The 26,556-nt window shown below is 73.5% G+C and carries 25 protein-coding genes and 5 tRNA genes; 13 read left to right on the top strand and 17 right to left on the bottom strand.

The genetic code is table 11. The features are described from left to right. Positions 1-59: 59 nt before the first annotated feature. A complete protein-coding gene (locus ACFYYN_RS17385; protein ID WP_500324478.1) occupies positions 60-923 on the bottom strand; it encodes an aminotransferase class IV in 864 nt (287 codons plus the stop codon). Next, entirely contained in the window at positions 910-1,977 is a 1,068-nt protein-coding gene (locus ACFYYN_RS17380; RefSeq protein ID WP_500546490.1) for a chorismate-binding protein, read from the bottom strand. Before ACFYYN_RS17380 ends, ACFYYN_RS17385 begins: the two co-directional genes overlap by 14 nt. A gap of 202 nt (positions 1,978-2,179) precedes the next feature. Between ACFYYN_RS17380 and ACFYYN_RS17375 the strand changes: the two genes are divergently transcribed. From ACFYYN_RS17375 to ACFYYN_RS17355, 5 genes are all read left to right on the top strand, one after another. Continuing rightward, a tRNA-Gly gene (locus ACFYYN_RS17375) sits at positions 2,180-2,252 on the top strand. 27 nt (positions 2,253-2,279) lie between these two features. Next, positions 2,280-2,350: transfer RNA gene (locus ACFYYN_RS17370), tRNA-Cys, on the top strand. Positions 2,351-2,354: 4 nt separating this feature from the next. After that, positions 2,355-2,426, top strand: a tRNA-Val gene (locus ACFYYN_RS17365). 47 nt (positions 2,427-2,473) lie between these two features. Beyond that, positions 2,474-2,545 (top strand) — tRNA-Val (locus ACFYYN_RS17360). A 23-nt stretch (positions 2,546-2,568) separates the two neighbouring features. Beyond that, positions 2,569-2,643, top strand: a tRNA-Val gene (locus ACFYYN_RS17355). 41 nt (positions 2,644-2,684) lie between these two features. On the opposite strand, the gene ACFYYN_RS17350 is transcribed toward ACFYYN_RS17355, so the two are convergent. The 4 genes from ACFYYN_RS17350 to ACFYYN_RS17335 form a co-directional block, all read right to left on the bottom strand. Further along, on the bottom strand, positions 2,685-2,975 hold the full coding sequence (locus tag ACFYYN_RS17350) for a TFIIB-type zinc ribbon-containing protein (RefSeq protein WP_499510831.1): 291 nt from the start codon (positions 2,973-2,975) through the stop codon (positions 2,685-2,687). 7 nt (positions 2,976-2,982) lie between these two features. Next, the gene (locus ACFYYN_RS17345; RefSeq protein WP_500546559.1) at positions 2,983-3,972 is read right to left on the bottom strand and encodes a phosphotransferase enzyme family protein; all 990 of its coding nucleotides are present in this window, start codon (positions 3,970-3,972) and stop codon (positions 2,983-2,985) included. Between the two features lie 180 nt (positions 3,973-4,152). Further along, positions 4,153-4,356, bottom strand: a complete 204-nt coding sequence (locus ACFYYN_RS17340; RefSeq protein ID WP_018564248.1) for a hypothetical protein — start codon at positions 4,354-4,356, stop codon at positions 4,153-4,155. Between the two features lie 263 nt (positions 4,357-4,619). After that, positions 4,620-4,862: a DUF8836 family protein gene (locus ACFYYN_RS17335; protein ID WP_499510833.1), complete on the bottom strand. Its 243-nt coding sequence runs from the start codon at positions 4,860-4,862 to the stop codon at positions 4,620-4,622. A gap of 207 nt (positions 4,863-5,069) precedes the next feature. Between ACFYYN_RS17335 and ACFYYN_RS17330 the strand changes: the two genes are divergently transcribed. The 3 genes from ACFYYN_RS17330 (at position 5,070) to ACFYYN_RS17320 (ending at position 9,488) form a co-directional block, all read left to right on the top strand. Then, complete coding sequence (locus ACFYYN_RS17330; RefSeq protein ID WP_500546558.1) at positions 5,070-6,305, top strand: serine/threonine-protein kinase; 1,236 nt, start codon at positions 5,070-5,072, stop codon at positions 6,303-6,305. 877 nt (positions 6,306-7,182) lie between these two features. Then, complete coding sequence (locus tag ACFYYN_RS17325; RefSeq protein ID WP_500546488.1) at positions 7,183-8,367, top strand: acyl-CoA dehydrogenase family protein; 1,185 nt, start codon at positions 7,183-7,185, stop codon at positions 8,365-8,367. Beyond that, positions 8,364-9,488, top strand: a complete 1,125-nt coding sequence (locus ACFYYN_RS17320) for an acyl-CoA dehydrogenase family protein (protein WP_500546487.1) — start codon at positions 8,364-8,366, stop codon at positions 9,486-9,488. Before ACFYYN_RS17325 ends, ACFYYN_RS17320 begins: the two co-directional genes overlap by 4 nt. A gap of 1 nt (position 9,489) precedes the next feature. On the opposite strand, the gene ACFYYN_RS17315 is transcribed toward ACFYYN_RS17320, so the two are convergent. From ACFYYN_RS17315 to ACFYYN_RS17295, 5 genes are all read right to left on the bottom strand, one after another. Next, positions 9,490-10,308: a TrmH family RNA methyltransferase gene (locus tag ACFYYN_RS17315; RefSeq protein ID WP_499510839.1), complete on the bottom strand. Its 819-nt coding sequence runs from the start codon at positions 10,306-10,308 to the stop codon at positions 9,490-9,492. A 46-nt stretch (positions 10,309-10,354) separates the two neighbouring features. After that, a complete protein-coding gene (cobA, locus tag ACFYYN_RS17310; protein WP_500546486.1) occupies positions 10,355-11,602 on the bottom strand; it encodes a uroporphyrinogen-III C-methyltransferase in 1,248 nt (415 codons plus the stop codon). 807 nt (positions 11,603-12,409) lie between these two features. Continuing rightward, positions 12,410-15,595 (bottom strand): nicotinate-nucleotide--dimethylbenzimidazole phosphoribosyltransferase, encoded by a 3,186-nt coding sequence (gene cobT, locus ACFYYN_RS17305; protein WP_500546485.1) that lies wholly within the window; start codon positions 15,593-15,595, stop codon positions 12,410-12,412. 251 nt (positions 15,596-15,846) lie between these two features. After that, positions 15,847-17,070, bottom strand: coding sequence for a precorrin-6y C5,15-methyltransferase (decarboxylating) subunit CbiE (gene cbiE, locus ACFYYN_RS17300; protein ID WP_500546484.1), 1,224 nt, complete (start codon positions 17,068-17,070; stop codon positions 15,847-15,849). Positions 17,071-17,171: 101 nt separating this feature from the next. Further along, a complete protein-coding gene (locus ACFYYN_RS17295) occupies positions 17,172-17,807 on the bottom strand; it encodes a GNAT family N-acetyltransferase (RefSeq protein WP_499510843.1) in 636 nt (211 codons plus the stop codon). 212 nt (positions 17,808-18,019) lie between these two features. Here ACFYYN_RS17295 and ACFYYN_RS17290 point away from each other — a divergent pair, with 212 nt between their 5' ends. Together ACFYYN_RS17290 and ACFYYN_RS17285 are read left to right on the top strand one after the other, a co-directional pair. Beyond that, the gene (locus tag ACFYYN_RS17290; RefSeq protein WP_500322380.1) at positions 18,020-18,787 is read left to right on the top strand and encodes a class I SAM-dependent methyltransferase; all 768 of its coding nucleotides are present in this window, start codon (positions 18,020-18,022) and stop codon (positions 18,785-18,787) included. 39 nt (positions 18,788-18,826) lie between these two features. Further along, complete coding sequence (locus ACFYYN_RS17285; RefSeq protein WP_500546483.1) at positions 18,827-19,213, top strand: MmcQ/YjbR family DNA-binding protein; 387 nt, start codon at positions 18,827-18,829, stop codon at positions 19,211-19,213. Positions 19,214-19,246: 33 nt separating this feature from the next. Here ACFYYN_RS17285 and ACFYYN_RS17280 read toward each other — a convergent pair whose 3' ends face one another. From ACFYYN_RS17280 to ACFYYN_RS17270, 3 genes are read right to left on the bottom strand one after another with little or no spacing between them, the layout of a single operon-like run. After that, positions 19,247-20,077, bottom strand: a complete 831-nt coding sequence (locus tag ACFYYN_RS17280; RefSeq protein ID WP_500546482.1) for a MetQ/NlpA family ABC transporter substrate-binding protein — start codon at positions 20,075-20,077, stop codon at positions 19,247-19,249. A 37-nt stretch (positions 20,078-20,114) separates the two neighbouring features. Next, positions 20,115-20,834 (bottom strand): methionine ABC transporter permease, encoded by a 720-nt coding sequence (locus ACFYYN_RS17275; RefSeq protein WP_500322376.1) that lies wholly within the window; start codon positions 20,832-20,834, stop codon positions 20,115-20,117. After that, on the bottom strand, positions 20,831-21,868 hold the full coding sequence (locus tag ACFYYN_RS17270) for a methionine ABC transporter ATP-binding protein (protein WP_500546481.1): 1,038 nt from the start codon (positions 21,866-21,868) through the stop codon (positions 20,831-20,833). The genes ACFYYN_RS17275 and ACFYYN_RS17270 overlap by 4 nt, the downstream gene beginning before the upstream one ends. A gap of 452 nt (positions 21,869-22,320) precedes the next feature. Here ACFYYN_RS17270 and ACFYYN_RS17265 point away from each other — a divergent pair, with 452 nt between their 5' ends. Then, the gene (locus ACFYYN_RS17265) at positions 22,321-22,689 is read left to right on the top strand and encodes a hypothetical protein (protein WP_499510848.1); all 369 of its coding nucleotides are present in this window, start codon (positions 22,321-22,323) and stop codon (positions 22,687-22,689) included. Then, entirely contained in the window at positions 22,682-23,125 is a 444-nt protein-coding gene (locus tag ACFYYN_RS17260) for a hypothetical protein (RefSeq protein ID WP_500546480.1), read from the top strand. The genes ACFYYN_RS17265 and ACFYYN_RS17260 overlap by 8 nt, the downstream gene beginning before the upstream one ends. A gap of 13 nt (positions 23,126-23,138) precedes the next feature. On the opposite strand, the gene ACFYYN_RS17255 is transcribed toward ACFYYN_RS17260, so the two are convergent. From ACFYYN_RS17255 to ACFYYN_RS17245, 3 genes are all read right to left on the bottom strand, one after another. Next, complete coding sequence (locus ACFYYN_RS17255; RefSeq protein WP_500322372.1) at positions 23,139-23,648, bottom strand: GNAT family N-acetyltransferase; 510 nt, start codon at positions 23,646-23,648, stop codon at positions 23,139-23,141. 123 nt (positions 23,649-23,771) lie between these two features. Continuing rightward, complete coding sequence (locus ACFYYN_RS17250; RefSeq protein WP_500322371.1) at positions 23,772-24,296, bottom strand: sigma-70 family RNA polymerase sigma factor; 525 nt, start codon at positions 24,294-24,296, stop codon at positions 23,772-23,774. A gap of 89 nt (positions 24,297-24,385) precedes the next feature. After that, on the bottom strand, positions 24,386-25,579 hold the full coding sequence (locus tag ACFYYN_RS17245; RefSeq protein WP_500546478.1) for a glycerophosphodiester phosphodiesterase: 1,194 nt from the start codon (positions 25,577-25,579) through the stop codon (positions 24,386-24,388). Between the two features lie 301 nt (positions 25,580-25,880). Here ACFYYN_RS17245 and ACFYYN_RS17240 point away from each other — a divergent pair, with 301 nt between their 5' ends. Beyond that, positions 25,881-26,537 (top strand): lysophospholipid acyltransferase family protein, encoded by a 657-nt coding sequence (locus ACFYYN_RS17240; protein ID WP_500322404.1) that lies wholly within the window; start codon positions 25,881-25,883, stop codon positions 26,535-26,537. Positions 26,538-26,556 lie beyond the last annotated feature (19 nt).

Raw genomic sequence — 26,556 nt, 5'->3', positions numbered from 1 at the left:
GAGTTCTACCGGGTCGCCGCGGTTACGTCACGGGTTCAACCACCCGGGACCGCCCCGGCTCAGGGGTTCGGGTGCTCCACGGACCGCTCCGCGAAGACCCGCATCGCCTTGGCCGTGACCGGGCCGGGGCGGGCCCCGGTGGCCAGCTCGCGGTCGTCGACCCGGTGGACGCCCTGGACGTCGCGGAGCGAGGAGGTCACGAAGATCTCCTCCGCCTCGGCGAGGGCCTCGAAGGGCAGGTCGGCCTCTTCGGCCCCGGCCCACTCGATGACGAGCTCGCGGGTGATCCCGGCGAGGCACCCGGAGGCGAGCGGCGGGGTGAGCAGCTTGCCCCCGAGGACGACGAAGACGTTGGAGCCGGTGCCCTCGCAGAGGCGTCCCTGCGTGTTGGCGAAGAGCGCCTCGGAGGCGCCGTGCTGGTGGGCGCGGGCCAGGGCCACGACGTTCTCCCCGTAGGAGGTCGTCTTGAGCCCCGCGAGGGCGCCCTTCTCGTTGCGGGTCCAGGGGACGGTGACGACGGCCGTCGTGTCGGGGCGGACGGTCGCGGTGCCGAGGGCGACGACCAGGGTGGGGCCCGTGGTTCCGCGCTCGGAACCGAGCGGCGAGGTGCCGCCGGTGTAGGTGACGCGGAGCCGGCCGTGGGGCGCCGGGTTGGCGGCGAGGACGGCCTCGCAGGCGTGGCGCACCTCGTCCAGGTCGGGCTCGGGCAGGCCGAGGCCGCGCGCGGAGCGGGCCAGCCGGCGCAGGTGGCGGTCCATCGCGAAGGCGGTGCCGCCGGTGGCCTTGAGCGTCTCGAAGACGCCGTCCCCGACGGTCAGGCCGTGGTCCATGACGGACACGGACGCCTCGTCGGTCTCGCGCAGCGCGCCGTTGACCCAGATCGCGCCGGCGGTGGTCGTGCTCACGGTGTCACTCTGCCCCATGGTTCCGTTCGCCTTCGTTCGAGTCGTACGTACCCGACGCTACTGCCAGCAGCCGGGAGGCCTTCAGTTCCGTCTCGTCCCACTCCCGCTCGGGATCGGAGCCCCAGGTGATCCCGGCACCGGTGCCGAAGCGCAGCACGGGGCCGCCGGGGGCGGCGCGGTCGATCCAGAAGGTGCGGATGCCCACGGCGAGCTCGCCGGTGCCGCGGTCGGCGTCGACCCATCCGATGCCGCCGCAGTAGGGGCCGCGGGGGGCGGTCTCCAGTTCGGCGATGATGCGCAGGGCGCTGGACTTGGGGGCGCCGGTGACGGAGCCCGGCGGGAACGCGGCGTCCAGCAGCGCGGCCCAGCCGGCACCCTCGCGCAGTTCGCCGCGCACGGTGGAGACGAGGTGGACCAGGCCGGGGTGCTTCTCCACGACGCAGAGGTCGGGGACGGTGACCGTGCCGGTGGCGCAGACCTGCCCGAGGTCGTTGCGGACCAGGTCGACGATCATGACGTTCTCGGCGTGGTCCTTGGGCAGCAGGTCGGCCTCGGTGCGGCCGGTGCCCTTGATGGGTCCGGACTCGACCACCTCGCCGCGGCGGCGCAGGAAGAGTTCGGGGGAGGCGCTGGCCACCTCTATGCCGTGCGCGGGCAGCCGGACCGTCCCCGCGTGCGGGGCGGGGTTGCCGCGGGCGAGGACGGCCGCGAGGGCGTCGACGTCGGCGTCCGGATCGGGCAGCGGCGCGGTGAGCACCCGGCAGAGGTTGGCCTGGTAGACCTCGCCGGCCGCGATGTACTCGCGGACGCGGCGCACTCCGGCGGTGTACCCGGCGCGGTCCAGTGAGGACGTCCAGTCGCCGGGGGCGGGGCCCTTCCAGAGCCGGCGGTGGGCGGCCGCGGCAGGTTCCGGCCGGACGTTCCCGAAGCGCGCGCAGACCATGTCGCCCTCGAAGCCGGCGACCACCGCCCAGAAGCCGGACGAGTCCAGCGCGGCCGGGTCGGTGGTGACATCCCGCAGGTCGGAGGCGACGAGGCCGCCGAATCTGGCGAGGGGCTCGAGGTCGGGCACGGGGCTTCCCAGGTCGGTCCGGTGGGGCGAGTGCGAGTCTAAGTCGGCGGCGACGAACGAGATGCGCTGGTCACCGACCCGGCACGCTGCGGAAACGCGTTTTGGTGGCGGAGCCGTAATCCGCTAGAGTTCAACTCGTCGCCGGGACGCGCAAGCGCATCGGCGGAGGTCCCGCCCGGGTGCGAGCTCCGGGGGAGACACTGCGGACGTGGCTCAGTTGGTAGAGCATCACCTTGCCAAGGTGAGGGTCGCGAGTTCGAATCTCGTCGTCCGCTCGAAGTGGGGGTCACCGCCCCCGCGCTGGTGGAGTGGCCGAGAGGCGAGGCAACGGCCTGCAAAGCCGTCTACACGGGTTCAAATCCCGTCTCCACCTCTGAGGACGATTAGCTCAGCGGGAGAGCGCTTCCCTGACACGGAAGAGGTCACTGGTTCAATCCCAGTATCGTCCACTGGGCCCGGGAGGGCCTTCCCCGACGCTTCGGCACGGGGGACCCGAGCGCGATTAGCTCAGCGGGAGAGCGCTTCCCTGACACGGAAGAGGTCACTGGTTCAATCCCAGTATCGCGCACGCTGCACCACCCGCAGTACCGAGGACGATTAGCTCAGCGGGAGAGCGCTTCCCTGACACGGAAGAGGTCACTGGTTCAATCCCAGTATCGTCCACCAGCAGCCGAGGGCCGGAGCGTTCGCTCCGGCCCTCGGTCGTGTCATGACGAGAAGAGCATGTGCGCCCAGCTCTGCTGCTTGTGGTGGCCGTGGTGGCCCCCGTGGTGCCCGCCGTGCGGGGCGCCCCAGGCCGGGGCGGCGTGCTGCTGCGGATACGCCTGCGGGTAACCGGGCGGCGGCGGGGCGGGCTGGGCGTACTGCGACTCCATGCGGGTCAGCGCCTCGAGCTCCCCGTAGTCCAGGAAGATCCCCCGGCAGTTGCCGCACTGCTCGATCTGGACGCCGCTGCGGGTGAACGTCTGCATCGGGCCATGACACTTGGGACAGAGCATCGTCGGCTCATCTCCTCGTTCGCGCCGGCCGGGGGTCCTCCCCCGGCGTAGGACTGCACTTTACTTCCGCGATTCGGCGGCACGTATCGAGGACGGTGCGTTCCGTCCCGTCGAGTGCGCGGCCCTCCTGCGCGGCCTTGGCGACGGCTGTCGCCGCGGTCTGGACCGCCAACGCCCGTGCCGCCACGTCGAGATGCGGCCACGGGTCGCCGTCCGCTGGAACGGCGGGGCCGCCGCCGACGCGGTACGCGCCGAGGAAGCGGCCCCAGTCGGCGGGGTCGAGCAGCCCGGCGGCGAACCACATCGCCGGCCGGGCCAGATCCCAGGCGGGCTCGCCGAGCCCGAGGTCGTCCACGTCGATGAGGCACCACGGCCCGTCGGGCGCCGGGTGGCGCACCAGTTGGCCCAGGTGCAGGTCGCCGTGGCACAGCACCTGCCGCGGCTGCGGGGCCTCGCCGCGCGCCCAGGGCGGCAGGCCGCGCCAGGCGGCGAGCACCGCCGGGTCGCCGGCGCCGGCGGCGAGCATCCTCGCGACCGCGCCGGCCGCCCTGACGGGGCCGCGCATCTGCGGCGGCGGGCCGGGCAGCGCGGCCACCGGCACGGTGTGCAGACGGGCCAGGAGCGCGCCGGCCTCCGCCCAGGGTGCGGAGTCCGGGTCGTCGCGGTCGACCGGCTCGCCGAGGGGCCACAGGCTCACGGTGCGGCCGAGGAGCACGGCGCTCAACGCGCCGCCGTGGTCGGGCAGCGGCGCCGGGGGCAGCAGGACGCCGTCGAGCAGAGGATGGGCGGCCACGCGCAGCCGCAGGTCGAGCTCTTGCGGATCGGTGCCCGGGGCGTGGGCCTTGGCGACGAGGCGGCCGCCGCGGACGACGGTGGCGTCGGGCCGTTCGGCGAGCACGGCGGGCCGCGCCTGGGCGGGTACCCGCGAGGCCGCTGCCGCGACCGCCCCCAGGGCGTGCGTCAGCGGTGCTCCGCTGCTGGTCACTTCCTCCCCCATGCCCCGTGTCACCGGCCCACTGTGCGGCAGCGCGCCGCCCACTGGCAATGCCGGGTGTGATGCCCGGGTACCGCCACGGTACCCGGGCATTCATGCCGTCCGCCGTACCCCCGTCCCCACGGGGTTGGTTCACCGGTCCTCGCGGACCCGGACCGCTCTTCCGGGGCCGCGGGGCGTCTGTCAGCGCCCCATCAGACCGGCTACGGACGACGCCTGTGTGACCACTGCGTCCCAGCCCCCGAAGGCCACCGCGAGCAGCACCGCGAGCGGCAGCACCATCGCCACCGCCACCAGCGGATGCCGGGTGCCCGACGGGCGTATGCCGAAGGCGGCGATCCTGCTGCCGCGCGCCGGCCGCACCGTACGGCTCACCGTGTTCGCCATGGCCCTCTCCCGGTCGTGGTCCGTGATCATGCACAGTTGTCAGGGCGGCGGGCGTTTGACCTCGGGGGACGAGTGCTCCGCCCGCCGCTTGACCTCAACATTAGGCGCGGCGCCGGCGCCGGTCGTCATGCCCTCGTACCGCTTCCCTGGCCTCCCCGAGGATGACTCCGGGTCCGGTCGCGTACTCCCCTGGGTGGAGGGACCCGGCCGCACCCCCGGGACATCCCCGAGGGGATCTCCCGGGCGGGCGCGGACGGGGACCGTCAGCCCCTTTCCTCGTCCTCCGCGTCGCCGGTCGGCATGGGCTGCTCGACCAGGGCGAGGACCCGGGTGGCCATGAAGCGCGCGGTGCGCACCACGGAGCCGGACCGGGTGACTTCGCTCACTTCCACCACCCCTCGGCGGACCGCCGTTTCGACCCTGCGGCCCGCCCTGGTGGCGACCACTTCGTACGTCCTTGTCGTGTCGCCCGCGTCGACGACTATCTCCACGCGGTCACCCTTCATGGCGTCAATCCCCCTTGTCCGACGGACTGTTGACGGCATGACGAAATTCCTGGCCGTCAGCGGCCGGAATTTTCCCCACCCTTCAAGGATCCCATCTGGCACTGACAATCCGCCGCCCCGCGCGGGCGCGGCCTCGCGGCGCGACGGGCGGTCAGTCCGTAAGCTGTCGGCGTCAGACTGGCCAGGCAGGCAGCGGGGATGGACGACATGGCGATGATGCGGCTCCGGCGCGAGGACCCGCGTGTCGTCGGCTCGTTCCGCCTGCACCGGAGGCTGGGCGCGGGCGGCATGGGCGTCGTCTACCTGGGCGCCGACAAGCGCGGCCAGCGGGTCGCGCTGAAGGTGATCCGCCCCGAGCTGGCCGAGGACCAGGAGTTCCGCTCCCGCTTCGCGCGCGAGGTGTCCGCGGCGAGACGCATCCGCGGCGGCTGCACGGCCCGGCTGGTCGCCGCCGATCTGGAGGCGGACCGCCCGTGGTTCGCCACGCAGTACGTTCCCGGGCCCTCCCTGCACGACAAGGTCGCCCGGGACGGCATGCTCCCGGCCGCCGAGACCGCGTCCATCGGCGCCGCGCTGGCGGAGGGGCTGGTCGCCGTCCACGAGGCCGGGGTCGTCCACCGGGACCTGAAGCCCTCCAACATCCTGCTGTCGCCCAAGGGCCCCCGGATCATCGACTTCGGCATCGCCTGGTCCACCGGCGCCAGCACCCTCACCCACGTGGGCACCGCCGTCGGGTCCCCCGGGTTCCTCGCGCCGGAGCAGGTCCGCGGGGCGGCGGTCACCCCGGCCACCGACGTCTTCGCCTTCGGCGCGACGCTGGCGTACGCGGCGATGGGCGACTCTCCGTTCGGGCAGGGCAGTTCGGAGGTCATGCTCTACCGGGTCGTCCACGAGGAGCCGGACCTCACCGGTGTGCCGGACTCGCTGGCCCCGCTGGTGTACGCCTGCCTCGCCAAGGACCCGGAGCAGCGGCCCAGCACGGTCCAACTCTCCGAGCGGCTGGCCGAGATCGCCGCCCGTGAGGCCCGCGGCCTCGGCGCGGCGCCGGGCCGGCGCGACATCGTGCCGAGGGCGTCCGGTCCGCGCGCCGAGCGCCCCACGGGCCCGCGGGCGCAGGCGTACGCGGACCAGCAGACCGAGCGGCGGACGGCGGCGGGCACGCCCGTCCCGCCGCGCACCCCGGCCTCCCCCCGTACGCCCGCCTCGCCGCGCACCCCGGCCCGGACGCCCTCCGGCCGCACCCCGGCCCCCCGTACGCCGGCGGGCCGCCGGCCCGTGGGTGCCGACCGCAGGCTGCTGCGGCAGCGGCTCATCGTCTTCGTCACCGTGACCCTCCTCGTCGCGCTCGGCATCGCCGCCGCCCAGGGCTGCCAGGGCCCCAGCCGCGGCATCGGCCTACTGCCCGGGGCCGGCGCCGACGCGACGGCGCCGCACGCGCCGTAGGCCTGCCACCTCGTAGGCACGGCCACCGGGACACCGCCGGCGGCCTGTCCCGGTCCGGTCCGCGTCCCGGCCGCCCGGACCGCCGGGAACGAAGAAGCAGCGCGAGTGGCAGGACCTGCTCGTGCCGATCGTGGCCGCGCGCCTCGAGGAGGAGCACCGGGAGCTGCGGGCGCGGGCCCTCGCCGCGACGGTGCTGTCCTGCCTCAACGCGGTCGCGGGCGTGTGGACGGACAGCGGTGGCACCGAGCGGGTCGGCGGGCTCATCGACGTGGCGCTGGGGGCGGTGAGGGATGCCTCCGGCGGCCCCGCGCTAGGTGTTCTGTGGGCGGGTTGGTTTGCGTTGCGGCCTGTTGTTGTGTGCGGGTTGTTTGCGCCTGCGGCGGGCGGTTTCCCCGCCGCCCGCCCGATTGCCCGGCACGGTCAGTGCGGGCCTGCGCATTGTGTGCCTGGGTCGGGGCCGCGCCGGCGCACGTCCTCAACGCTCGCGGTTTACGTCCGCATCATTCCGCGCCGGGTCCGCCGCTCGTCTCCCCCGGCCGAAGGCTGGGAGAGACGAGCGGTGCTCGCGGCGCCGAATGACGTGGGGCAGCGCCGCGAGCGCCGAGGTGGGGGTCCCCCCGGCCGAAAGCTGGGGGCGTGCCCAGGCGTGGCACCCCACCGACCCGCAACGTACGCAGCGAGGCGGTCACTGACCGCGCCGGATGGGGTCCACCCGGCCGAAGGCTGGGGGAGGGAGGGCGGCGGGGCAACCCCCGACGCCAACCACAACGGCGCCGCACATGAGACGCGGCGCACCAGGGGGTGACGGGAGGGCGCCACGTGAGCTAGTTTCTAAGCGCTTGCTTAGGGCTACGCACACGCGGAGGGACGCATTCGCATGACGGTCACACCGGAGGAGCTGCGCGAGCGGGTGCGCGCGCTGCTGGCCTCTCACGATCCGGCGGCGACGGACCGCCTGGACTTCCTGCGGGCCAGGTTCGACGCCGGCCTGGCGTGGGTGCACTACCCGGAGGGCCTCGGCGGGCTGGGTGCGCCGCGCGCCCTGCAGGGGGTCGTGGACGCCGAGCTGACGGCCGCCGGGGCGCCGGACAACGAACCGCGCCGGATCGGCATCGGCCTCGGGATGGCGGCCCCCACCGTCCTCCGGTACGGAGCCGAGGAGCAGAAGGCGCGCTTCCTGCGCCCGCTGTGGACCGGGGAGGAGGTCTGGTGCCAGCTGTTCAGCGAGCCCGGCGCCGGCTCGGACCTGGCGGGCCTGCGCACCCGCGCGGTGCGGGACGGCGACGACTGGGTCGTCACCGGCCAGAAGGTGTGGACGTCCAACGCCCACAACGCGCGCTGGGCGATCCTGATCGCCCGCACCGACCCGGACGTCCCCAAGCACCAGGGCATCACGTACTTCGTGTGCGACATGACGGACCCGGGCGTCGAGGTGCGGCCCTTGCGGCAGATCACGGGTGAGGCCGAATTCAACGAGGTCTTCCTCACGGACGTGCGGATCCCCGACGCCCACCGCCTCGGCGAGGTCGGCGACGGCTGGCGCGTGGCGCAGACGACGCTGATGAACGAGCGGGTCGCCATCGGCGGCACCGCGCTCCCCCGCGAGGGCGGGATGATCGGCACCGTCGCCGCGACGTGGCGGGAGCGGCCCGAGCTGCGCACGCCGGACCTGCACGACCGGCTGCTGCGGCTGTGGGTGGACGCCGAGGTCACCCGCCTCACGGGCGAACGGCTGCGCCAGCAGCTCGCGGTGGGCGCCCCCGGCCCCGAGGGCTCGGGCATGAAGCTGGCGTTCGCCTCGCTCAACCAGCGCATCAGCGGCCTGGAGGTGGAGCTGCTGGGCGAGGACGGGCTGCGGTACGGCGAGTGGACGATGAGCCGCCCGGAGATCGTCGACTTCTACGGCCGCGACGCCGGTTACCGCTATCTGCGGGCCAAGGGCAACTCGATCGAGGGCGGTACGTCCGAGATCCTCCGCAACATCATCTCCGAGCGCGTCCTCGGCCTGCCCTCCGAGCCCCGTACGGACAAGGACGTCCCCTGGAAGGACCTGCCGCGATGAGCTCCGACCTGCTCTACTCCGACGTCGAGAACGACCTGCGCGCCGCGGTGCGCGGTCTGCTCAGCGACCGGTGCGCACCGGCGGACGTCCTGGCGCGCTGCGAGGGCGACGAGCCGTACGACGCCGCGCTGTGGCGGACCCTGGCCCGGGAGGTGGGGGTCGCGGGGCTGCTGGTGCCGGAGAAGCTCGGCGGCCAGGGCGCCTCCGCGCGGGAGGCCGCGGTCGTGCTGGAGGAGCTGGGGGCCTTCGTGGCACCCGTGCCCTTCCTGGGCAGCGCCGTGCTGGCCACCGCGGCGCTGCTGGCGGCCGGCACCGCGGAGGCCGACGCCGTCGTGACGCGCCTCGCGGAGGGCGAGCGGACGGCCGCCCTGGCCGTGCCGCTGCCCACGGCGCCGGGCTCGGACGTCTCCCAGGGCGTACGGGCCGACGCGGACGGCGTCCTCACCGGGCGCGTGACCAGCGTCGCCGACGCGACCGCCGCGGACGTGCTGATCGTGCCCGCGAACGGTCCGGACGGGCCCGGGCTCTACGAGGTGCGCACCGACGCGCCCGAGGTCGCCCTGTCCGTACCGGTGCCCCTCGACCTGACCCGGCCGATCGCGGACGTCTCCTTCGACGGGGCGGCGGCCCGCCGGCTCGCCGGGCCCGGGACCGCTGCGGCGGCCGTGGAACGGGCCCTGCTGACGGGGGCGGGGCTGCTGGCCTCGGAGCAACTGGGCCTGGCCCAGTGGTGCCTGGACGAGACGGTGGCGTACCTGAAGGAGCGTCACCAGTTCGGCCGGGTCGTGGGCTCCTTCCAGTCCCTCAAGCACCGGCTCGCGGACCTGTGGCTCGAGGTCGTCCAGTCCCGCGCCGCCGCGCGCAACGCCGCCGACGCGCTCGCGGCCGACAGCGCGGACGCCCCGGTCGCGGTCGCCGTGGCGCAGGCGTTCTGCGCACCGGTCGCCGTGCGGGCCGCCGAGGAGTGCGTCCAACTGCACGGCGGCATCGGCATGACCTGGGAGCACCCGGCCCACCTGCGGCTGAAGCGCGCCAAGGCCGACGAGATCGCCCTGGGCACGCCCGGCCGCCACCGGGCGGCCCTCGCCGCCCTGGTGGACCTGCCGGCCGCGGCGGGCTGAGTCAGTCCCGGGGGCGGCCGGTCGCCACCGCGTAGAACGCGACCGCGGCGGCCGCCCCCACGTTCAGCGAGTCCACGCCGTGCGCCATGGGGATGCGCACCCACTCGTCGGCGGCCACCAGGGCGCGGGTCGACAGGCCGTCGCCCTCGGCGCCGAGCATCAGCGCCGCGCGTTCCAGCCGGTGCGGTGCGGCCTCGTCGATGTCGGTGGCCTTCTCGTCGGGGGTCAGCGCGAGCAGCTTGAAGCCCGCCTCCCGGACCGCCTCCAGGTCCCGGGGCCAGCTCTCCAGCCGGGCGTACGGGACGGAGAAGACGGCGCCCATCGAGACCTTGACCGACCTGCGGTACAGCGGGTCGGCGCAGTCCGGGGAGAGCAGGACGGCGTCCATGCCGAGGGCGGCCGCGCTGCGGAAGATGGCGCCGATGTTGGTGTGGTCGTTGACCGACTCCATGACGACGATCCGCCGCGCGTCGCCCAGCAGGGCCGCCGCGTCGGGCAGTTGCCTGCGCTGCATCGAGGCGAGGGCGCCGCGGTGCACGTGGTAGCCGGTCACCTGCTCGGCGAGTTCGGGGCTGACCGCGTAGACCGGCGCCGGGACCTCGTCGATGACGTCCCGCATGACGTCGACCCACTTGGCCGACAGCAGCATGGAGCGCATGCGGTAACCGGCCTGCCGGGCGCGCCGGATGACCTTCTCGCCCTCCGCGATGAACAGCCCCTCGGCGGGCTCGCGGCGTCGGCGCAGCTCCACGTCGGTCAGCGACGTGTAGTCGTGCAGACGCGGGTCGTCGGGGTCGTCGATGGTGATGAGCTCAGCCACAGGGTGATACTGCCTTGTCCGAAGTGCGGTGCCAACGGCACCGACGTCACTTGTTACCGCCGGTTACGCGAGCGCCCACGGCGACGACCTCGCCGACGACGATCACCGCGGGCGGCCGGATGCCCTCCTGCGCCACCCGCTCCCCCACCGTCGCGAGCGTCGCGTCGACCCGGCGCTGGGCCGCCGTCGTGCCCTCCTGGATCACCGCGACGGGGGTGTCCGCGCCCCGGCCGTGCTCCACGAGCGCCGCCGCGATCGAGCCGATCCGCTCCACGGCCATCAGCAGCACCAGCGTTCCGCGCAGCCGGGCGAGGGCCGCCCAGTCCACGAGCGAGCGCGGGTCCTCCGGGGCCACATGGCCGCTGACCACGGTGAACTCGTGCGCCACCCCCCGGTGCGTGACCGGGATGCCGGCGGCGGCCGGGACGCTGATGGAACTGGAGATCCCCGGCACGACGGTGCACGGGATGCCCGCCTCCGCGAGCGCCTCCGCCTCCTCCATGCCGCGCCCGAACACGTACGGGTCCCCGCCCTTGAGCCGCACGACCGCCTTGCCCGCCTTCGCGTGCTCGATCAGCGCCGCGTTGATCGCCTCCTGGGCCATCGCCCGGCCGTACGGGATCTTCGCGGCGTCGATCACCTCGACGTGCGGCGGCAGTTCGTCGAGCAGGTCGCGCGGGCCGAGCCGGTCGGCGATGACGACGTCCGCCTCCGCGAGCAGCCGGCGGCCGCGCACCGTGATCAGGTCCGGGTCGCCCGGGCCACCGCCGACCAGCGCCACGCCCGGGGTCCTCCCCCGGTGCTGCGGCGCGGCGAGCGAGCCGTCGCGCAGGCCCTCGACGATCGCGTCCCGCACGGCCGCCGAACGCCGCGGGTCCCGGCCGGTGAGGACGGCGACGGTCACGCCCTCCGTACGGCCGGTCGCCGGCGTCCACGCGGTCGCCGCCTCGGCGTCGTCGCTGCGGACGCACCACACGCGGCGCTCCTCCGCCTCCGCGGAGGCCGCGGCGTTCGCCTCGGGGTCGGTGGTGGCGATGAGCGCGTACCAGGCGCCGGCCAGGTCGCCCGGCCGGTAACGGCGGCGCTCCCAGCGGATCTCGCCCGCCGCGGCCATCGCGTCCACGGACGGCGTCGCGGACGGGGAGACCAGGACGACGTCGGCGCCGGCCGCGACCAGCGGGGGCAGCCTGCGCTGGGCGACCTGGCCACCGCCGAGGACGACCACTCGGCGGCCCGTGAGGCGCAGTCCGACGGGGTAGGCGGGTGCGTCGTTGCGGTCCTCGGCGGCAGTCATGGCGGTGCGGCTCCTCGGGTGTGCCTCGCGGCGTGTGCCTCGCGGCGCGACGGGGGGTGGGGTTGCGGGGGTGCGGGGGTGCGGGGCGACCCTGCCCCGCCCCAACCCTACGGTGCGGGGTGGCTGCGCCGCAGCGCCCAAGATCACACCTGCGGTGCGCTTGCCGTTGTGGTCGTGTGCGGGTTGTTCGCGCCTGCGGCGGGCGTCCCCCACCCACCCACCCACCCCCAGCCTTCGGCCGGGGGGACCCCCATCCGGCACGGTTGGTGCGGGCCTGCGCGCGTGCATGGCGGGCGGTACTTGTTGTGCCGTCCGTGCCACACAACACATACACGTCAGCGTCCAGAACACCCACCCTCCCCCAGCCTTCGGCCGGGGGTGCCCCCATCGACCCCGCCCCCTCCGTATCGTGCGGCGACCAACGGCCGGTGGGGGGTAGGAGGGCGGTCCGGGGTTGCCGCAGGTGCCCTACTCACCCCCCACCGGCCGTCATGCGCCCCAACCGGCATGAGGAGGTGTGGCGGGGTGCGCCCATGGGGGTCCCCCCGGCCGAAGGCTGGGGGAGACGAGCGGCGGACCCGGGCGCCTAATGACGTAGGGCCAAACCGCGAGCGCTGTGGGGGTCCCCCCGGCCGAAGGCTGGGAGAGTGCGCCGGCGCGGCACCGACCCCACCACGTACGCAGCGAGGCGGTCACTGACCGCGCCGGGCAATCGGGCGGGAGGGCGGGGGACGCCCGCCGCAGGCGCAACGCACCCGCACACGACAACCGGGCCGCGAGCCAACCCGCCCACCACGACCGCCCGCGTCAGGACTTCTCGGTGACCCCCGCAGAGTCGAACGTCGCCACCTCGTGCATCGCCCGCGCAGCACTCTGCACCAGCGGCAGCGCCAGCAGCGCGCCGGTGCCCTCGCCGAGGCGCAGGTCGAGTTCGACGAGCGGGCGCAGGCCCAGCTTGGTCAGCGCCGCGCGGTGGCCGGGCTCCGCGCTGCGGTGGCCGGCGATGCAGGCCGCGAGGACCTCGGGGGCGATGGCGCGGGCCACCAGGGCGGCCGCGCCCGCGCTGACGCCGTCGAGGATGACCGGGGTCCGCAGGGACGCGGCACCGAGCAGCAGGCCCACCATGGCCGCGTGCTCGAGGCCGCCGATCGCCGCGAGGACCTCGATCGGGTCGGACGGGTCGGGCCGGTGGAGTTCGAGGGCGCGCCGCACGACGTCGATCTTGCGGGCGTGCATCTCGTCGTTGATGCCGGTGCCGCGTCCGGTGACCTCCGCCGGGTCGACCCCGGTGTAGACGGAGATCAGGGCCGCGGAGACGGTGGTGTTGGCGACCCCCATCTCCCCTGTGAGCAGCGCCTTGTTGCCCGCGGCGACGAGGTCGCGGGCGGTCTCGATGCCGACCTCGATCGCGCGCAGTGCCTCCTCGCGCGACATGGCGGGCCCGGCGGTCATGTCGGCGGTGCCGGGACGGACCTTGCGGGGCAGCAGACCGGGGGTGCTGGGCAGGTCGGAGGCGACGCCGACGTCCACCACGCACACCTCGGCGCCCACCTGGTGGGCGAAGGCGTTGCACACGGCCCCGCCGCCGAGGAAGTTGGCGACCATCTGGCCGGTGACCTCCTGGGGCCAGGCGGTGACGCCCTGGGCGTGCACCCCGTGGTCCCCGGCGAAGATCGCGACGGCCGCGGGCTCTGGGATGGGCGGCGGGCACTGCCGGGACAGGCCGCTGAGCTGCGCGGAGATGATCTCCAGCATGCCGAGCGCGCCGGCCGGCTTGGTCATCCGCTTCTGCCGCTCCCAGGCCTCGCCGAGCGCCTTCGCGTCGAGCGGGCGGATGCCACGGAGGGTCTCCTCCAGGAGGTTGTGCGGCTCCTCGCCGGGCAGGGCCCGGTTGCCGTACTCCTCCTCGTGGACGACCCAGGCCAGCGGGCGCCGCTTGGACCAGCCGGACCGCACCAGTTCGGGGTCCTCGGGGAACTCGTCGACGTAGCCGACGCAGAGGTACGCGACGACCTCGAGGTGCTCGGGCAGCCCGAGTTCGCGGACCATCTCGCGCTCGTCGAAGAAGCTGACCCAGCCGACGCCGAGGCCCTCGGCGCGCGCGGCGAGCCAGAGGTTCTCCACGGCGAGCGCCGACGAGTACGGGGCCATCTGCGGCTGGGTGTAACGGCCCAGCGTATGGCGGCCGCCGCGGGTGGGGTCGGCGGTGACGACGATGTTGACCGGGGTGTCGAGGATCGCCTCGATCTTCAGCTCGCGGAACTGCTTGGCGCGGCCCTTGGGGAGGGACTTGGCGTACGCCTCGCGCTGCTGCATGGCGAGCTCGTGCATGCGCTCCCGGGTCTTGGCGGAGCGGATGACGACGAAGTCCCACGGCTGGGAGTGGCCGACGCTCGGCGCGGTGTGCGCCGCCTCCAGCACGCGGATCAGCACCTCGTGCGGGATCGGGTCCTTGCGGAAGCCGTTGCGGATGTCCCGGCGCTCGCGGATGACACGGTGCACGGCGTCCCGCACGGCGGGGTCGTAGCCCTCGGCGGCGGGCAGCAGCAGCTCCTGCTCCTCCTCCTCGCCGGCGACCGGCGCCTCGGGCTCCTCGGACGCCTGGGGCTCCTCGGGTGTCAGGTCCGCTTCGTGCTGCGGCTCGGCGACGGTGACCGGAGTGTCCTCCTGCACGACCGCGGCGGGTGCGGGCTCGGCGACCGGCTCGACTGCGACGGGCACGGGCTCGGGCTCGGGCTCGGGCTCCACCTCGGCCTCGGCCTCGACGACCGGCTCGGGCTCCGGCTCCGGCACCACGGCGACCGGCTCCGGCACGACCGCGACCGGCTCGGGCTCCGCGACAGCTTCAGGCTCCGCGACGGGCTCGGGCGCCTCCGGTACGACCGGTGCCACGGGCACCTCGGCGGCGGGCTCCATGCCGAACGGCAGCGGCTCGTCCGGGCTTTCCAGCGGCGACGCGGGGACGGCCACCGGCTCGGGCTCCGGTGCGGGCACGGGCACGGGCACGACGGCCTCCGGCACCGGGGCCGTCCAGGTCTCGCCGGACGCGGGGGCCGGCACCGGCGCCTGGGTCTCGGCGGGGGCCTCGTCGCGGGGGATGTCCAGGTACTCCGGTCCGATGGTGGGCGGCCCGGACTGGGGCATGGGCGCCGGGACCGGCTGCGGCGCGGGCGGCGGCGTGGCCGGGCCGCGGTCGGCCAGGGAGCGCACGATGCCGCCGCCGTTGGACGGGTCCGGGATCGGGGGGCCCATGTGCAACGGGCGCCGCGGCGGTACGGGAGCGGCCTCCTGCAGCTGCGCCTGCGCGGGCACATGGGGCTGCGGGGCCGGCTCGGCCGCCCGGACCTGGACGGCCTCCTCCGCGGGCCCCGGCTGCGCGACGGGCTCCACGGCCACGGGTACGGCCTGCTCCGGCACCGCGTGCTCGATCACGAACGGGGCGGGCTGCGGCGGCACGGCCTGCTCGGCCGGGAGCGGTTCCGGCGCCGGCATGCCGGGTGCGACCTGCATCTCCGTGCGGACGGCGGAGTAGTCGAGGGAGACGGAATCACGGCCGCCGCTCTCGTGGGCGTCGTGCTCGATGCCCTCGGGCGCCACCGGGACCCCGTGCGGGGTGTGCTCGACCGGCACGGGGGTGGGGGCGGGGGCCTGCGCCGGGACCGGCGCGGCCGGGATCACGGGAGCGGGCGCCGGAACGGGTACGGCGGCGACCGGCGCCGGCTGCGGCGGCACGGGCTGCGGGTCGCCCCAGGACCCCTGCAGACCGGGCATCAGCAGCATCTCCTCGTCCTCCTCCACCGGCACCGGGCCGGACGGCTGGTCGAGGTAGTGGTACTCGGGAGGAACCGGCGCGGTGAGCGGATCGACGTCCCACGAGGGGACGGACTGCTGCTGCGCGCCACTGCCGGGAAGGTCGGCGTGCGGCTGCAGAACCGCTTCTTCGCCTGCGTTCTCCGGCAGTCCCTCACCCGGGACCTGGCCGGTGTCAGTCATGCGTGCCCCTCGCCCATCGGTTTCGCTCCTTCCATCGCTGCGCCGAGCACACTGCCCACAGAGAGAACGAGCGTGGGCGGCAACCGGCACGACGACGGCGATTGACCGGTACTGACCATTACTGATCAGCCCTCACGCGACGTCAATGCGCGACAACGGCACAGCGGTCCGTCAGCCTACCGTGCGTGTGCCCGCGCGTGCTCAGGGGGGTTCACCTCAAACCGGTGCCAATGCGGGCGCAACCCACTGGCTCACCTGCGGTGTCCGAGGAGCGCGAAGACCACCGTGCGCTCCCGCTCGGACCACTCGTCGTCCAGCTCGACTGCCTGCAACAACGTGCGTTCCACGGCGTATCCGCCCTCGTCGAGGGCGCGGCTGACGGCTTCGGCCTCGTCCCGGTTCGCGGCGCTCGCGGCGATTCGCTCCGGCCGGCGCGCGGCGCAGGCGGCGACCACCTCCGGTCCGCCGCCTCCGATGCGCACGATGTCCGGTTCCGGAAGGTCCTCCAGCACGTGCGGCGCCAGGCCGTGGACGACCCGGACCTGGACCCCGAAGTCCCGTGCGGTGTCCTCGATCCGGCCGCACGCCTCGGCGTCGGCCTCCACCGCGATGACGGCCGCGCCGAACCGCGCCGCCTCCACGGCGACGGCCCCGCCGCCGGCGCCGATGTCCCAGAGCAGGTCGCCGGCCCGCGGTCCGAGCCGGGCCAGTTGCAGGGCGCGCAGGTGCGCCGGGCCGTCCCCGGGCACGTACCGCTCGGCGGGCAGCGCCCAGCCCCGTACCCGGTCGGACGAGTCGGGGTCCCCGCCGGCGAGCCAGCCGGCCTGCGCGGCGGCGGCCGGAACCGGAACGTGGGCGGGGGCGGCGGCCGGGGCGGCACCGACGACGAGGACGACGTTGGGGTCCCGCCAGGTGTGGTCGGCCACCTTGTCGGAGGTGAGCACGGTGACCTGCTCGTGCTCGGTGCCGAGGGCCTCGCAGATCACGAAGGTGCGGTGCTCGTCGCCGAGCAGCAGGGCGAGTTCGGCCGGCCCGGCGCCGGGGGCCGTGAGCACGGCGACCTTGGGATGGGCGCGGCAGACGTTGACGGCCCGCCGCAGGGTGCGGGTGTGCGCGACGACCACCCGGGCGTCGTCCCAGGGCATCCCGGCCCGGGCGAAGGCCTGGGCGACCGAGGAGACGCCGGGCACGACCTCGACCTCCAGCCCGTACTCGGGGGTGCGCAGGGCGCGGACGACGCCGAAGAAGCCGGGGTCGCCGTCGGCGAGGACGACCGCGGTGCCGCGGTGCCGCGCGATGCGGCGGGCGGCCAGGTCGATGCTGCCCAGTACGATCCGCTCGGCGTCCTCCGGCACGAACGGCAGTGCCAGGTGGTGCCGGGTCCCGGCCACCAAGGTGGCGGCCGACAGCGCGGAGCGCGCTGCCTCGCCCGGTGGTGAGCCGTCCCACCCGATCACGGTGACACGGTCGGCCATCGTCGTCCTGCCTCCTGGGCGCGTCGCGGTGTGGTGCCCGGGGGTGAGGTGATCCCGGGGTGTGCACAGTACCCCGGCCAGGATCTTGCGCTAGCCCGTGCTCACTGCCAGTCGGCGTACGCCGCGTAGTCGGAGCCGTCGGCGGACTCCTCCGCGAGGCCGTCGAGGTCCTCCGGGAGCAGGCTCCAGACGATCAGGTCGGTGCGGATCTCCTCCCAGCGGCCGCCCTCCGTCTGCGTGCGGACCAGGCCGGCGTTGCGGAGCACGCCCTCGCTGATGCAGCCGATCTTCTGCGCGACCTGCTGCGAGGCGGCGTTGTCGGCGGCGGTGCGCAGTTCCAGGCGCTCGAACTTCTGGTCGTCGAAGAGCCACTGGGCGGTGGCCTGGACGGCCTCCGCCGCGTAGCCCTCGCCGCGCGCCCAGGGGGCGATCATGTAGCCCGCCTCGCTGCTGCGGATGCGCCAGTCGGTGCGCTGCAGGTGGACGGTGCCGACCAGCCGCTGGGTGAGGAACTCGGTGACGGCGAGCACGATGCCGCGGCCTTCCGCGCGCTCGGCGGGGGCGAACCCGGCGATGAAGGAGCGGGCGTCCGCCTCGGTGTAGGGATACGGCACGGAGGTCCAGGCGATGACGGACTCGTCGTTCATCATCTCCGCCAGGGCGGGGACGTCGGACTCCTCGTACGTGCGCAGCACCAGCCGCTCCGTACTGATGGAGATCTCCGGGAAGCTGGTCATTCGACGCTCCGTAGCCAGGGCATGTGTGAAGTGCACAGCATGCAACATCCACCGGGTCACCGCAGGACCGGGTCGCCGCGGGGGCCTGCGCGGCCGTCGCCCCAGCGTACGTCCAACCATCGGCACGACGGGAGCAGTTGGTGTGCTGTTCCCCGGCTTTTCCGCAGGTCCGCTACGCCTGTGGTCATACGGTCCTGCTAGCGTCTGCCCGCGTGACGGTGCACCACGCAGCAGGAGTCGGATATCAGCGGGCCGCGGGTGTGTACGAGCGGTCGCGACCCTCGTACCCCATGGCGGCCCTGGCCGAGTTGGCGGACGCGCTGCCCCTCGAGGCGGGCCGCACGGTGGTCGACCTGGGCGCCGGCACCGGCAAGTTCACCCGTCTGCTGGCGCTGACCGGCGCCGAGGTGATCGCGGTCGAGCCGGTGACGGAGATGCGGGAGCGGCTCGCGGAGCTGCTGCCGGGGGTGCGGGTGTCGGCCGGGACGGCCGAGGCCACGGGCCTGCCAGACGGGTGCGCGGACGCGGTGGTGGCCGCGCAGTCCTGGCACTGGTTCCAGGAGGAGGAGGCCCTGGCGGAGGTCGAGCGCCTGCTGCGGCCGGGCGGTTCGCTGGCACTGGTGTGGAACACCTACGACACCTCGGTCCCCTGGGTGCGGGACTACCAGGACATCGTCTTCCGGCTCGCGCCGCGTGACCTGCCGAGCCCTCTGGACGACGGCTGGCGCAAGGCCTTCACCGGCCGCCGGGGCTGGTCGCGGGTGCACGAGCGGCACTGGCCGAACCTGCACTCCACGACGGTCTCGGACGTGGTGGAGCGGATGACGTCCTCCAGCCACATCGCGGTGATGGACCCGGCGGAGCAGGAGCGGGTGCTGGCCGAGGTGGAGGCGGTGCTGGCCGGGCACGACGCCACGCGCGGCAAGGACGCCGTGGACATGCCCTACACGACGGACGTGTACTGGGTGCGGCGGCGCTGATCTCGCGGGTGTGTCGGTGGCGCCCTGTTGAATGGGCGGATGGACGCGGACCGGCTCAGGGGCTTCTGCCTCGGCTTCAACGGCGCGGCGGAGGAGAACCCCTTCCCGCGGAACACCGATGTGACCGTCTTCAAGGTCGGCGGGAAGATCTTCGCCATCAGCGCGCTGGGGGAGGAGCCGCTGAAGGTGAGCCTGAAGTGCGAGCCCGACCTGGCGGTGCGGCTGCGGGCGGAGCATGCGGCGATCGCGCCCGGCTGGCACCTGAACAAGCGCCACTGGAACACGGTCACGCTGGACGGTTCGCTGCCCGACGCGATGGTGCGCGAGCTGGTCGAGGACTCGTACGACCTGGTCGTGGCACGGCTGCCGCGCGCGCAGCAGCTGCTGCTGGACTGGCCGGGGGCGGCGGGGAGCGGGGCGCGGTGAACGCGCTGCCCGCCCCCGCCCGGGCCCGGCGGGTCAGAAGGAGGGGATGACGGAGCCGGCGTACTTGTCCTCGATGAACTTCTTCACCTCGGGCGAGGTGAGCAGCTTCTTGAGCTTCAGCACGCGCGGGTCCTTCTCGTCGCCCTCCTTGACGGCGAGGAAGTTGCCGTAGGGGTTGTTGTCGGCGGACTCCAGCACCAGGGCGTCCTTCGCGGGCTTCAGGCCCGCGGAGATGGCGTAGTTGCCGTTGATGACGGCGGCGTCGACGTCCTGCAGGGAGCGCGGCAGCTGGGCGGCCTCCAGCTCCTTGAACTTCAGGTTCTTGGGGTTGGCGGTGATGTCGGCGGGGGTGGCCTCGTTGCCGACGCCCTCCTTGAGGGTGATCAGGCCGTTGGCGGCGAGCAGCTTGAGGCCGCGGGCCTCGTTCACCGCGTCGTTGGCGACGGCTATCGTGGCACCGTTCTTGATCGCGTCGGCCGACTTCAGCTTGTCGGAGTACAGGCCCAGCGGCTCCAGGTGCACCGTGACGACGGGCACGATGTGGGTGCCCTTCTTCTTGTTGAAGTCGTCCAGGTAGGGCTGGTTCTGGAAGTAGTTGGCGTCGACGGAGCCGTCCTCGGTGGCGGTGTTCGGCGTCACGTAGTCGCTGAACTCCTTCACCTCGAGCTTGAGCCCGGCCTTGGCCGCCAGGTTGTCCTTGACGAAGTTGAGGATCTCCGCGTGCGGGACGGGGCTCGCGGCGACGACGAGCGGGTCGCTCGCGCTGTCCTTCTTGGAGCCGGAGTCCGCGCCGCAGGCGGTCAGGCCGAGGCTGAGGCCGGCGGCGGCGAGGACGGCGGTCGTGATCTTGATGCTGGTACGCACGAAAAGTGCCTTTCTGGAACGGTGTTGCCTTGCGGTGTCAGGAGGCTTCGGGGGTCGCGGCCGGGCGCAGCAGGCGCAGCCGGGGCGTGGTGGAGCTGCGGCCGCGGTGCGAGGCGCTGCGGGCGGCGAGGTCGCCGGCGAGCTGGACGGCGGTCACGATGACGATCAGCACGCCGATCGTGACGAGCATCAGGGAGGTCTCGAAACGCTGGTAGCCGTAGCGGATGGCCAGGTCGCCGAGGCCGCCGCCGCCGATGGTGCCGGCCATGGCGGAGTAGCCGATGAGCGCGATCACCGTGGTGGTGAGCCCGGCGATCAGGGAGGGCAGCGACTCGGGCAGCAGGGCCTTGCGGACGACGGTCCAGGTGCTGCCGCCCATGGCCTGGACGGCCTCGACGAGTCCGTCGTCGACCTCGCGGACGGAGGTCTCCACCAGCCGCGCGAGGAACGGGATGGCGCCGATGGAGAGCGGGACGACCATGGCCTCGGCGCCGATGGTGGTGCCGATCACCCAGCGGGTGAAGGGCAGCACCGAGATCATCAGGATGAGGAAGGGCAGCGAGCGGCCGAGGTTCACCACCACGCCGACGACCTTGTTGACCGTGGCGTTGCGCAGCAGTCCGCCGCGGTCGGTCAGCACCAGCAGGACGCCCAGCGGAAGTCCCCCGGCCACCGCGATCAGGGTGGACCAGCCGACCATGATCAGCGTTTCCCAACAGGCCTGCGAAAGCAGCGGCTGCATTTCCGACCAGCTCACTTCGCGCCCTCCTCGACCAGCTCGTCGCCGCCGACCGGGGCGACGTCGACCTGGAGGCCCTTCTCGCGGAGGAAGCCGATCGGCACCACGTTGTCCTCGAAGGCGCCGGGCAGTTCGATCCGCATCCGGCCGACCTGGCGGCCGCCGATGGTCTCCAGGGCGGCGCCGAGCACGGAGATGTCGATGTTGTAGGTGCGGGAGAGCTGGGAGATGACGGGCTCGGTGGCGGCCTCGCCGTGGAAGGTGAGGTCGACCACGGTGCGGCCGGCACCGGACGGCTCGCCGCCGACCGGGAAGAGTTCGTGGGCCAGTTCGGAGCCGGGTGTGGCGAGCAGGTCGGTGACCTTGCCGGATTCCACGATGCGGCCTCCCTTCATCAGCGCGGCGGAGTCGCAGATGGCCTTGACCACGTCCATCTCGTGGGTGATGAGCAGGATGGTCAGGCCGAGCTGCTGGTTGAGTTCGCGCAGCAGCTGCAGGATCGAGCGGGTGGTCTCGGGGTCGAGCGCCGAGGTGGCCTCGTCGGACAGGAGCACCTTGGGGTCGCCGGCCAGGGCGCGGGCGATGCCGACGCGCTGCTTCTGGCCGCCGGACAGCTGCGCCGGGAAGGCGCGGCCCTTGTCGGCGAGGCCGACCAGGTCGAGCAGTTCGAGGGCCTTGCGGCGGCGCTCGCGGCCGGAGACGCCGAGGATCTCCAGCGGCAGCTCGACGTTGTCCCGGACGGTGCGCGAGGACAGCAGGTTGAAGTGCTGGAAGACCATGCCGATGCCCGTGCGGGCGGTCCGCAGCGCGGAGCCCGCCCGGTCGGAGCGGCCGGCGAGCGCGGTCAGGTCCCGGCCGGCCACCTCGACGGTGCCCGCCGTGGGCCGCTCCAGCAGGTTGACGCAGCGGATGAGCGTGCTCTTGCCGGCGCCGCTGCGACCGACGACGCCGTACACCTCACCCTCGCGGACGTGCAGATCGACGCCGTCGAGGGCCACCGTCTCCCGGTCACGGGAACGGTAGACCTTGGTCAGGCCCGTTGTGGTGATCACTGGATTTCCGTCACTGTCGAGTGCGCGGCGAACGAAAGCCGCACACGGGGCGTATGGACCGCGGACATGGCATGGCTGCGCCCCTCGGAGGGCGTGGGAGAAAGGTCAGCAGTGGGTGCCGGGCGGCTGGGGGGCGTGCGCCAGCCGGCAGCGGCGGAAGGTCTGCTGCAGTTCCAGGTCCATGGGGAGGTGCGATCCGTGGCAGGAGGGGCGGGTCTCGCTTCGGGGCGCGAGACTCAGGTGGCGTGGGCCCTCAGCGTGCACACATTCGACACATACGACGAACACCGGGCGTCATCGCCTCGGTCGCGCGGCAGCGGCGGTTCGTCGTGGTCATGCGCACCAGTAAAGCAGACGCCCGTACGGCGTACCAATATCCGATCCCGCAGTCCGGAATGTGGACACCCAGGGGGTGGGGACCCGGCGATTCCCGCCCGTAATAGAGTCGCGCCATGCTCGACGCGCTCACGATCGTGGTCTCGGCCACGGCGCTGCTCCTGGCCTCCTGGTGCGGTTACGCGGCCTTCCGCGACCAGCCCACCAAGGACTGGCACTTCATCGGCATGGCACTGGTGGCGGTGCTGGCGCTGGTCCAGCTGGTGATAGGAGTGGTCAAGCTCACCGGTGGCGAGAAGCCGGTGGACGGTACGACGATCTTCGTGGCGTATCTGATCGGCGCGGCCTGCACCGTCCCGGCGGCGGGCTTCATGTCGCTGACCGAGCGGACCCGCTGGGGCTCGGCGATCGTGGCCGCGGGCGGGGTGGTCCTGGCCGTGCTCGAGGTGCGGCTCCACGACATCTGGGGAGGCGTCAGTGCCTGAGACCGCGAAGGGCAACACTGCGCCGGCCGCCGCCGAGCGCGGGATCGGCCGCGGGCCGGGCAGGCTGCTGCTCTCCCTGTACGGGGTCTTCACCGTCGCCGCGCTCTCCCGCGCGGTCGTGCAGATCAGCCTGCAGTTCGACGAGGCGCCGCTGGCCTACCTGCTCTCGCTGCTGGCGGGCGTCCTCTACGCGGTGATCACGGTGGCCCTGTGGCGGGGCGGCGAGGGCGCGCGGAAGGTGGCGCTGGTCAGCTGCACCCTCGAACTGGTCGGCGTGCTGACCGTGGGCACGCTGACGCTGGTCGACTCCGGGGCGTTCCCGGACCAGACCGTGTGGTCCGACTACGGCATGGGCTACCTGTTCCTGCCCGTCGTCGTGCCGGTGACCGGCCTGCTGTGGCTGCGCCGGCAGGCACGGCCACAGCAGGACTCCTGATCCTGACGCGGGCTCAGGCGCTCGCGGCGTAGGTCTCGGGCCGGTCGGCCGGCTTCTCCATGTGCACCAGGCTCAGTTGCCGGGTGACCGGTTCGACGCTGCCCACCTGCGCGTAGCCCAGCTTGCGGTACAGCCGCAGGTTGAACTCGCTGCGGTGACCGGTGAAGAGCCGGTACCGCTTGGCCTCGCTCTCCGCGGCCAGCCGCTCCTCGATGGCCCGCAGCAGACGGCCGCCGAGTCCGTGCCGCTGCATGCGGGGGTGGACGATCAGCTTGGCGATCCGCGCGGTGCCGTCCTCGTCCACGGAACCGCGGACCGAACCCACCACCTCCTCGCCGAGCCGGGCCACCACCACGACCCCGCCCTCGAGTTCGGCGCGCAGCGCGTCGAGGGTCTGGGTCAGCGGTTCTATGCCGTAGTCCCCGTACAGTGCGGCTTCGTCCTGGTAGCAGAGGTACTGCAGTTTGAGGATCTTCTCGGCGTCGTCGACGGTCGCCGCAGAGATGGTCACGCTCATGCCCATGTGCGCTGGCCTCTCCTTCGAGTCCGCCCGGGCCGCGGGGGGTGAGGGTGCGGCGCGGGACGTTGCCCTGAATCGTTTCCGGAAGGCGGCGTGGCCGTGCACAAGCGTCCGTACGCCGACTGTTTACGGTGCATTACCCCGTCGTACGGGTGCTGCAACCCCGGTTGCGAGGATCGTACGCAGGCAACTCAGGCACCGGGAACGCATCGGCCCGAGGCTGCCCTGTGAGATTCCCAACTCCCGGGAGATTTCCCGGTAAGTGGGGTCGGAACGGGAGATCAGGGCGGATACCAGCTCGGGACAGCGCCCGGGCAGCCGGCGTGCGGCGGCCAACAGGGTGCGCCGCTGCTCGGCGGCGAGCACCTGCTGTTCGGTGCTCGGCAGGGCCGCGGCGGCAGGGTGGCGGCCGGGGCCGTACGGCGTCTCCCGGCGGGCCCGGCGCACGGCGAGGCGGGCCTCGGCCCGCACCGCACGGCGCAGCCAGCGGGCGGGGTCGGCGGGCGGCTCGGGGAGCTCCAGCAACCGCAGCCACACGGACTGTTCGAGGTCGGCCGCCTCGATGCAGGCGGGGACCGACTCGGCCGCGGCCTCGGCGGCGAGCAGCGGCCGGATGGCGGCCAGTTCTTCGTGTCGTACGCGCGGGGTCATGCCCGCCGGGACACCCGTGCCGCGCCGGGTGGTTGCCCCCAGGCGGGGGAACCACCCGTGCGCGGGAGGGGATCACCTCGTGTTGACGATCACTTCCGGCCGAGGAAGTCCGCGCGGGCCAGGAGCGCGGTGTCGCAGTTGTCCGAGAAGATGCCGTCGATGCCCTGCTCGAAGTAGACCTTGAAGGCGCCGAAGGCGTCGCCGTAGGCGTTGGGGTCCGTGCCGACCCGGAAGTCGGCGGGCAGGAAGCTGTTCTCGTTGCGCATCGTGTAGGGGTGCAGGATCAGCCCGGCCTTGTGGGCGTCGCGCACCAGCGTGGTGGGCGTGCCGAGCTTGCCGGTCGCGTCACGCGGGATGATCAGGTTCAGGGTGGGGCCGATGCCCTGGGCGAAACCGGCGATCCACTTCAGACCGGCCGGGGTGACGAGGTCGGCGACCGTGCGCGGGTCCCCGGCGGCGACGAAGTCGTACGGACGGGTGGTCGCCGCGTCCAGCAGGACGACCTTGGGGTTGCGCAGGCCGAGCGCGCCGAGCCGCTGGATGCTGCCGGGCTCGAAGGACTGCAGGAACAGCGGGGAGTTGCGCTTGTCGCGGCCGTAGCGGCGCAGCAGCTTGGCGAGCCGCTCCTCCAGGCCCAGGCCGATGCCGCGGAAGTAGGTGGGGTGCTTGGTCTCGACGTGCAGCCAGACTGCCTTGCCGCGCTTGCGGCCCTGCTCGTCGGCCCAGCGCAGCACCTCCTCGAAGGTGGGCACCTCCCAGTGGCCGTCGTAGAGGGTGTTGCGCTGCCGCTGTGCGGGCAGGCGCTCGACCGCGCGCAGGGTCTTGAGCTCGGCGAGGGTGAAGTCCTCGGTGAACCAGCCGGTGGTGGCGACCCCGTCGATGGTCTTGGTGGTCCTGCGGGAGGCGAACTCGGGGTGGTCGGCGACGTCCGTGGTGCCGCCGATCTCCGGCTCGTGGCGGCAGACGAGGTGCCCGTCCTTGGTGGGGACGACGTCCTGCTCGATGACGTCGGCGCCGAGGTCGAGGGCGAGCTGGTACGAGCCCAGGGTGTGCTCGGGGCGGTAGCCGCTCGCACCGCGGTGGCCGACGACGGTCGGGACCGGCAGCGGGAGGACGGGGACGGAACCGTGCGAGGAGCCGTGCGAGGAGTCCCGCTCGCCGGCCACGGCGGTGCCCGCGCCGCCGAGCACGGTGACGCCGGCGCCGAGCGCCGCGGCCCCGATCAGTGCCCGGCGCCCGGGCCCCCTGCGCTGCTCCCGGCCGCCCTGCTGCTCGTGCGTCATGTGCGCTCCCTCGTGTCGGCCGAACGTCTGTCCGGATCCTGCCAAGCGACGCGCGCATCGTAGGCGGGCCGGTGTTGCCGTCGGGCGGCGAGCGACGGAACGCGACGGAAACGCAGATCAACAATGCGTACCGGTCGTGTGAACCCGGTGTGCGTGTCGCGACGTGGCGGAAGTATCGTCCTCACCGGGGGAGGCGCACACTGGTGGGCGAACCCCCGCGGGCGTCCGGCCGGACTCCCGCCGACCACGACCGGAGGACCCGTTGTTCCGCATCATCCTCAAGGCACTGCTCGGAGCACTGATGCGCGTCCTGTTCCGCCCCAGGGTCGAGGGCGCGGAGCACATCCCGGGCGACGGTCCCGTGATCCTCGCCGGCAACCACGTCACGTTCATCGACTCGATGTTCCTGTCCCTGGTCGTGAAGCGTCAGGTCTTCTTCATCGGCAAGGACGAGTACGTCACCACCCCCGGGATCAAGGGCCGGCTGATGGCGGCCTTCTTCACCTCCGTCGGCATGATCCCCGTGGACCGCGACGGCGGTCACGGCGGCGTCGCCGCGCTCATGACCGGTCGTCGCATCCTGGACGAGGGCAGGGTCTTCGGCATCTACCCCGAGGGCACCCGCTCCCCCGACGGCCGTCTCTACCGCGGGCGCACGGGCGTCTCGCGGCTGGCCCTGATGACCGGGGCGCCGGTCGTCCCGTTCGCGATGGTGGGCACCGAGCGGATCCAGCCGGGTGGCGCCGGCGTCCCGCGGGTGCACCGCTTCACCGTCCGCTTCGGCAAGCCGCTGGAGTTCTCCCGCTACGAGGGCATGGACCGCGACCGCTACGTGCTGCGTGCCGTCACCGACGAGGTGATGAGCCACGTGATGCTGCTGTCGGGCCAGGAGTACGTCGACATCTACGCCACGAAGGCGAAGGCGTCCAAGGCCACGGACCACGCGACGGCGGCGTAGCACCCCCGGCCCCCTCCCC

This window comes from Streptomyces sp. NPDC001902 (genome assembly GCF_042891295.1).
In the GTDB taxonomy this organism is placed as follows: domain Bacteria; phylum Actinomycetota; class Actinomycetes; order Streptomycetales; family Streptomycetaceae; genus Actinacidiphila.
Note: the sequence above shows the minus strand (reverse complement) of the source record. Positions and strands in the feature narration are given on the sequence as shown.

Excerpts from the sequence above, each read along its gene's own strand:
- ACFYYN_RS17385 (WP_500324478.1), bottom strand. The coding sequence starts at position 923 with ATGGGGCAGAGTGACACCGTGAGCACGACCACCGCCGGCGCGATCTGG.
- ACFYYN_RS17350 (WP_499510831.1), bottom strand. The coding sequence starts at position 2,975 with ATGCTCTGTCCCAAGTGTCATGGCCCGATGCAGACGTTCACCCGCAGC.
- ACFYYN_RS17345 (WP_500546559.1), bottom strand. The coding sequence starts at position 3,972 with ATGGGGGAGGAAGTGACCAGCAGCGGAGCACCGCTGACGCACGCCCTG.
- ACFYYN_RS17340 (WP_018564248.1), bottom strand. The coding sequence starts at position 4,356 with ATGGCGAACACGGTGAGCCGTACGGTGCGGCCGGCGCGCGGCAGCAGG.
- ACFYYN_RS17335 (WP_499510833.1), bottom strand. The coding sequence starts at position 4,862 with ATGAAGGGTGACCGCGTGGAGATAGTCGTCGACGCGGGCGACACGACA.
- ACFYYN_RS17330 (WP_500546558.1), top strand. The coding sequence starts at position 5,070 with ATGGCGATGATGCGGCTCCGGCGCGAGGACCCGCGTGTCGTCGGCTCG.
- ACFYYN_RS17325 (WP_500546488.1), top strand. The coding sequence starts at position 7,183 with ATGACGGTCACACCGGAGGAGCTGCGCGAGCGGGTGCGCGCGCTGCTG.
- ACFYYN_RS17320 (WP_500546487.1), top strand. The coding sequence starts at position 8,364 with ATGAGCTCCGACCTGCTCTACTCCGACGTCGAGAACGACCTGCGCGCC.
- cobA (WP_500546486.1), bottom strand. The coding sequence starts at position 11,602 with ATGACTGCCGCCGAGGACCGCAACGACGCACCCGCCTACCCCGTCGGA.
- cobT (WP_500546485.1), bottom strand. The coding sequence starts at position 15,595 with ATGACTGACACCGGCCAGGTCCCGGGTGAGGGACTGCCGGAGAACGCA.
- cbiE (WP_500546484.1), bottom strand. The coding sequence starts at position 17,070 with ATGGCCGACCGTGTCACCGTGATCGGGTGGGACGGCTCACCACCGGGC.
- ACFYYN_RS17295 (WP_499510843.1), bottom strand. The coding sequence starts at position 17,807 with ATGACCAGCTTCCCGGAGATCTCCATCAGTACGGAGCGGCTGGTGCTG.
- ACFYYN_RS17285 (WP_500546483.1), top strand. The coding sequence starts at position 18,827 with ATGGACGCGGACCGGCTCAGGGGCTTCTGCCTCGGCTTCAACGGCGCG.
- ACFYYN_RS17265 (WP_499510848.1), top strand. The coding sequence starts at position 22,321 with ATGCTCGACGCGCTCACGATCGTGGTCTCGGCCACGGCGCTGCTCCTG.
- ACFYYN_RS17255 (WP_500322372.1), bottom strand. The coding sequence starts at position 23,648 with ATGGGCATGAGCGTGACCATCTCTGCGGCGACCGTCGACGACGCCGAG.
- ACFYYN_RS17250 (WP_500322371.1), bottom strand. The coding sequence starts at position 24,296 with ATGACCCCGCGCGTACGACACGAAGAACTGGCCGCCATCCGGCCGCTG.
- ACFYYN_RS17245 (WP_500546478.1), bottom strand. The coding sequence starts at position 25,579 with ATGACGCACGAGCAGCAGGGCGGCCGGGAGCAGCGCAGGGGGCCCGGG.
- ACFYYN_RS17240 (WP_500322404.1), top strand. The coding sequence starts at position 25,881 with ATGCGCGTCCTGTTCCGCCCCAGGGTCGAGGGCGCGGAGCACATCCCG.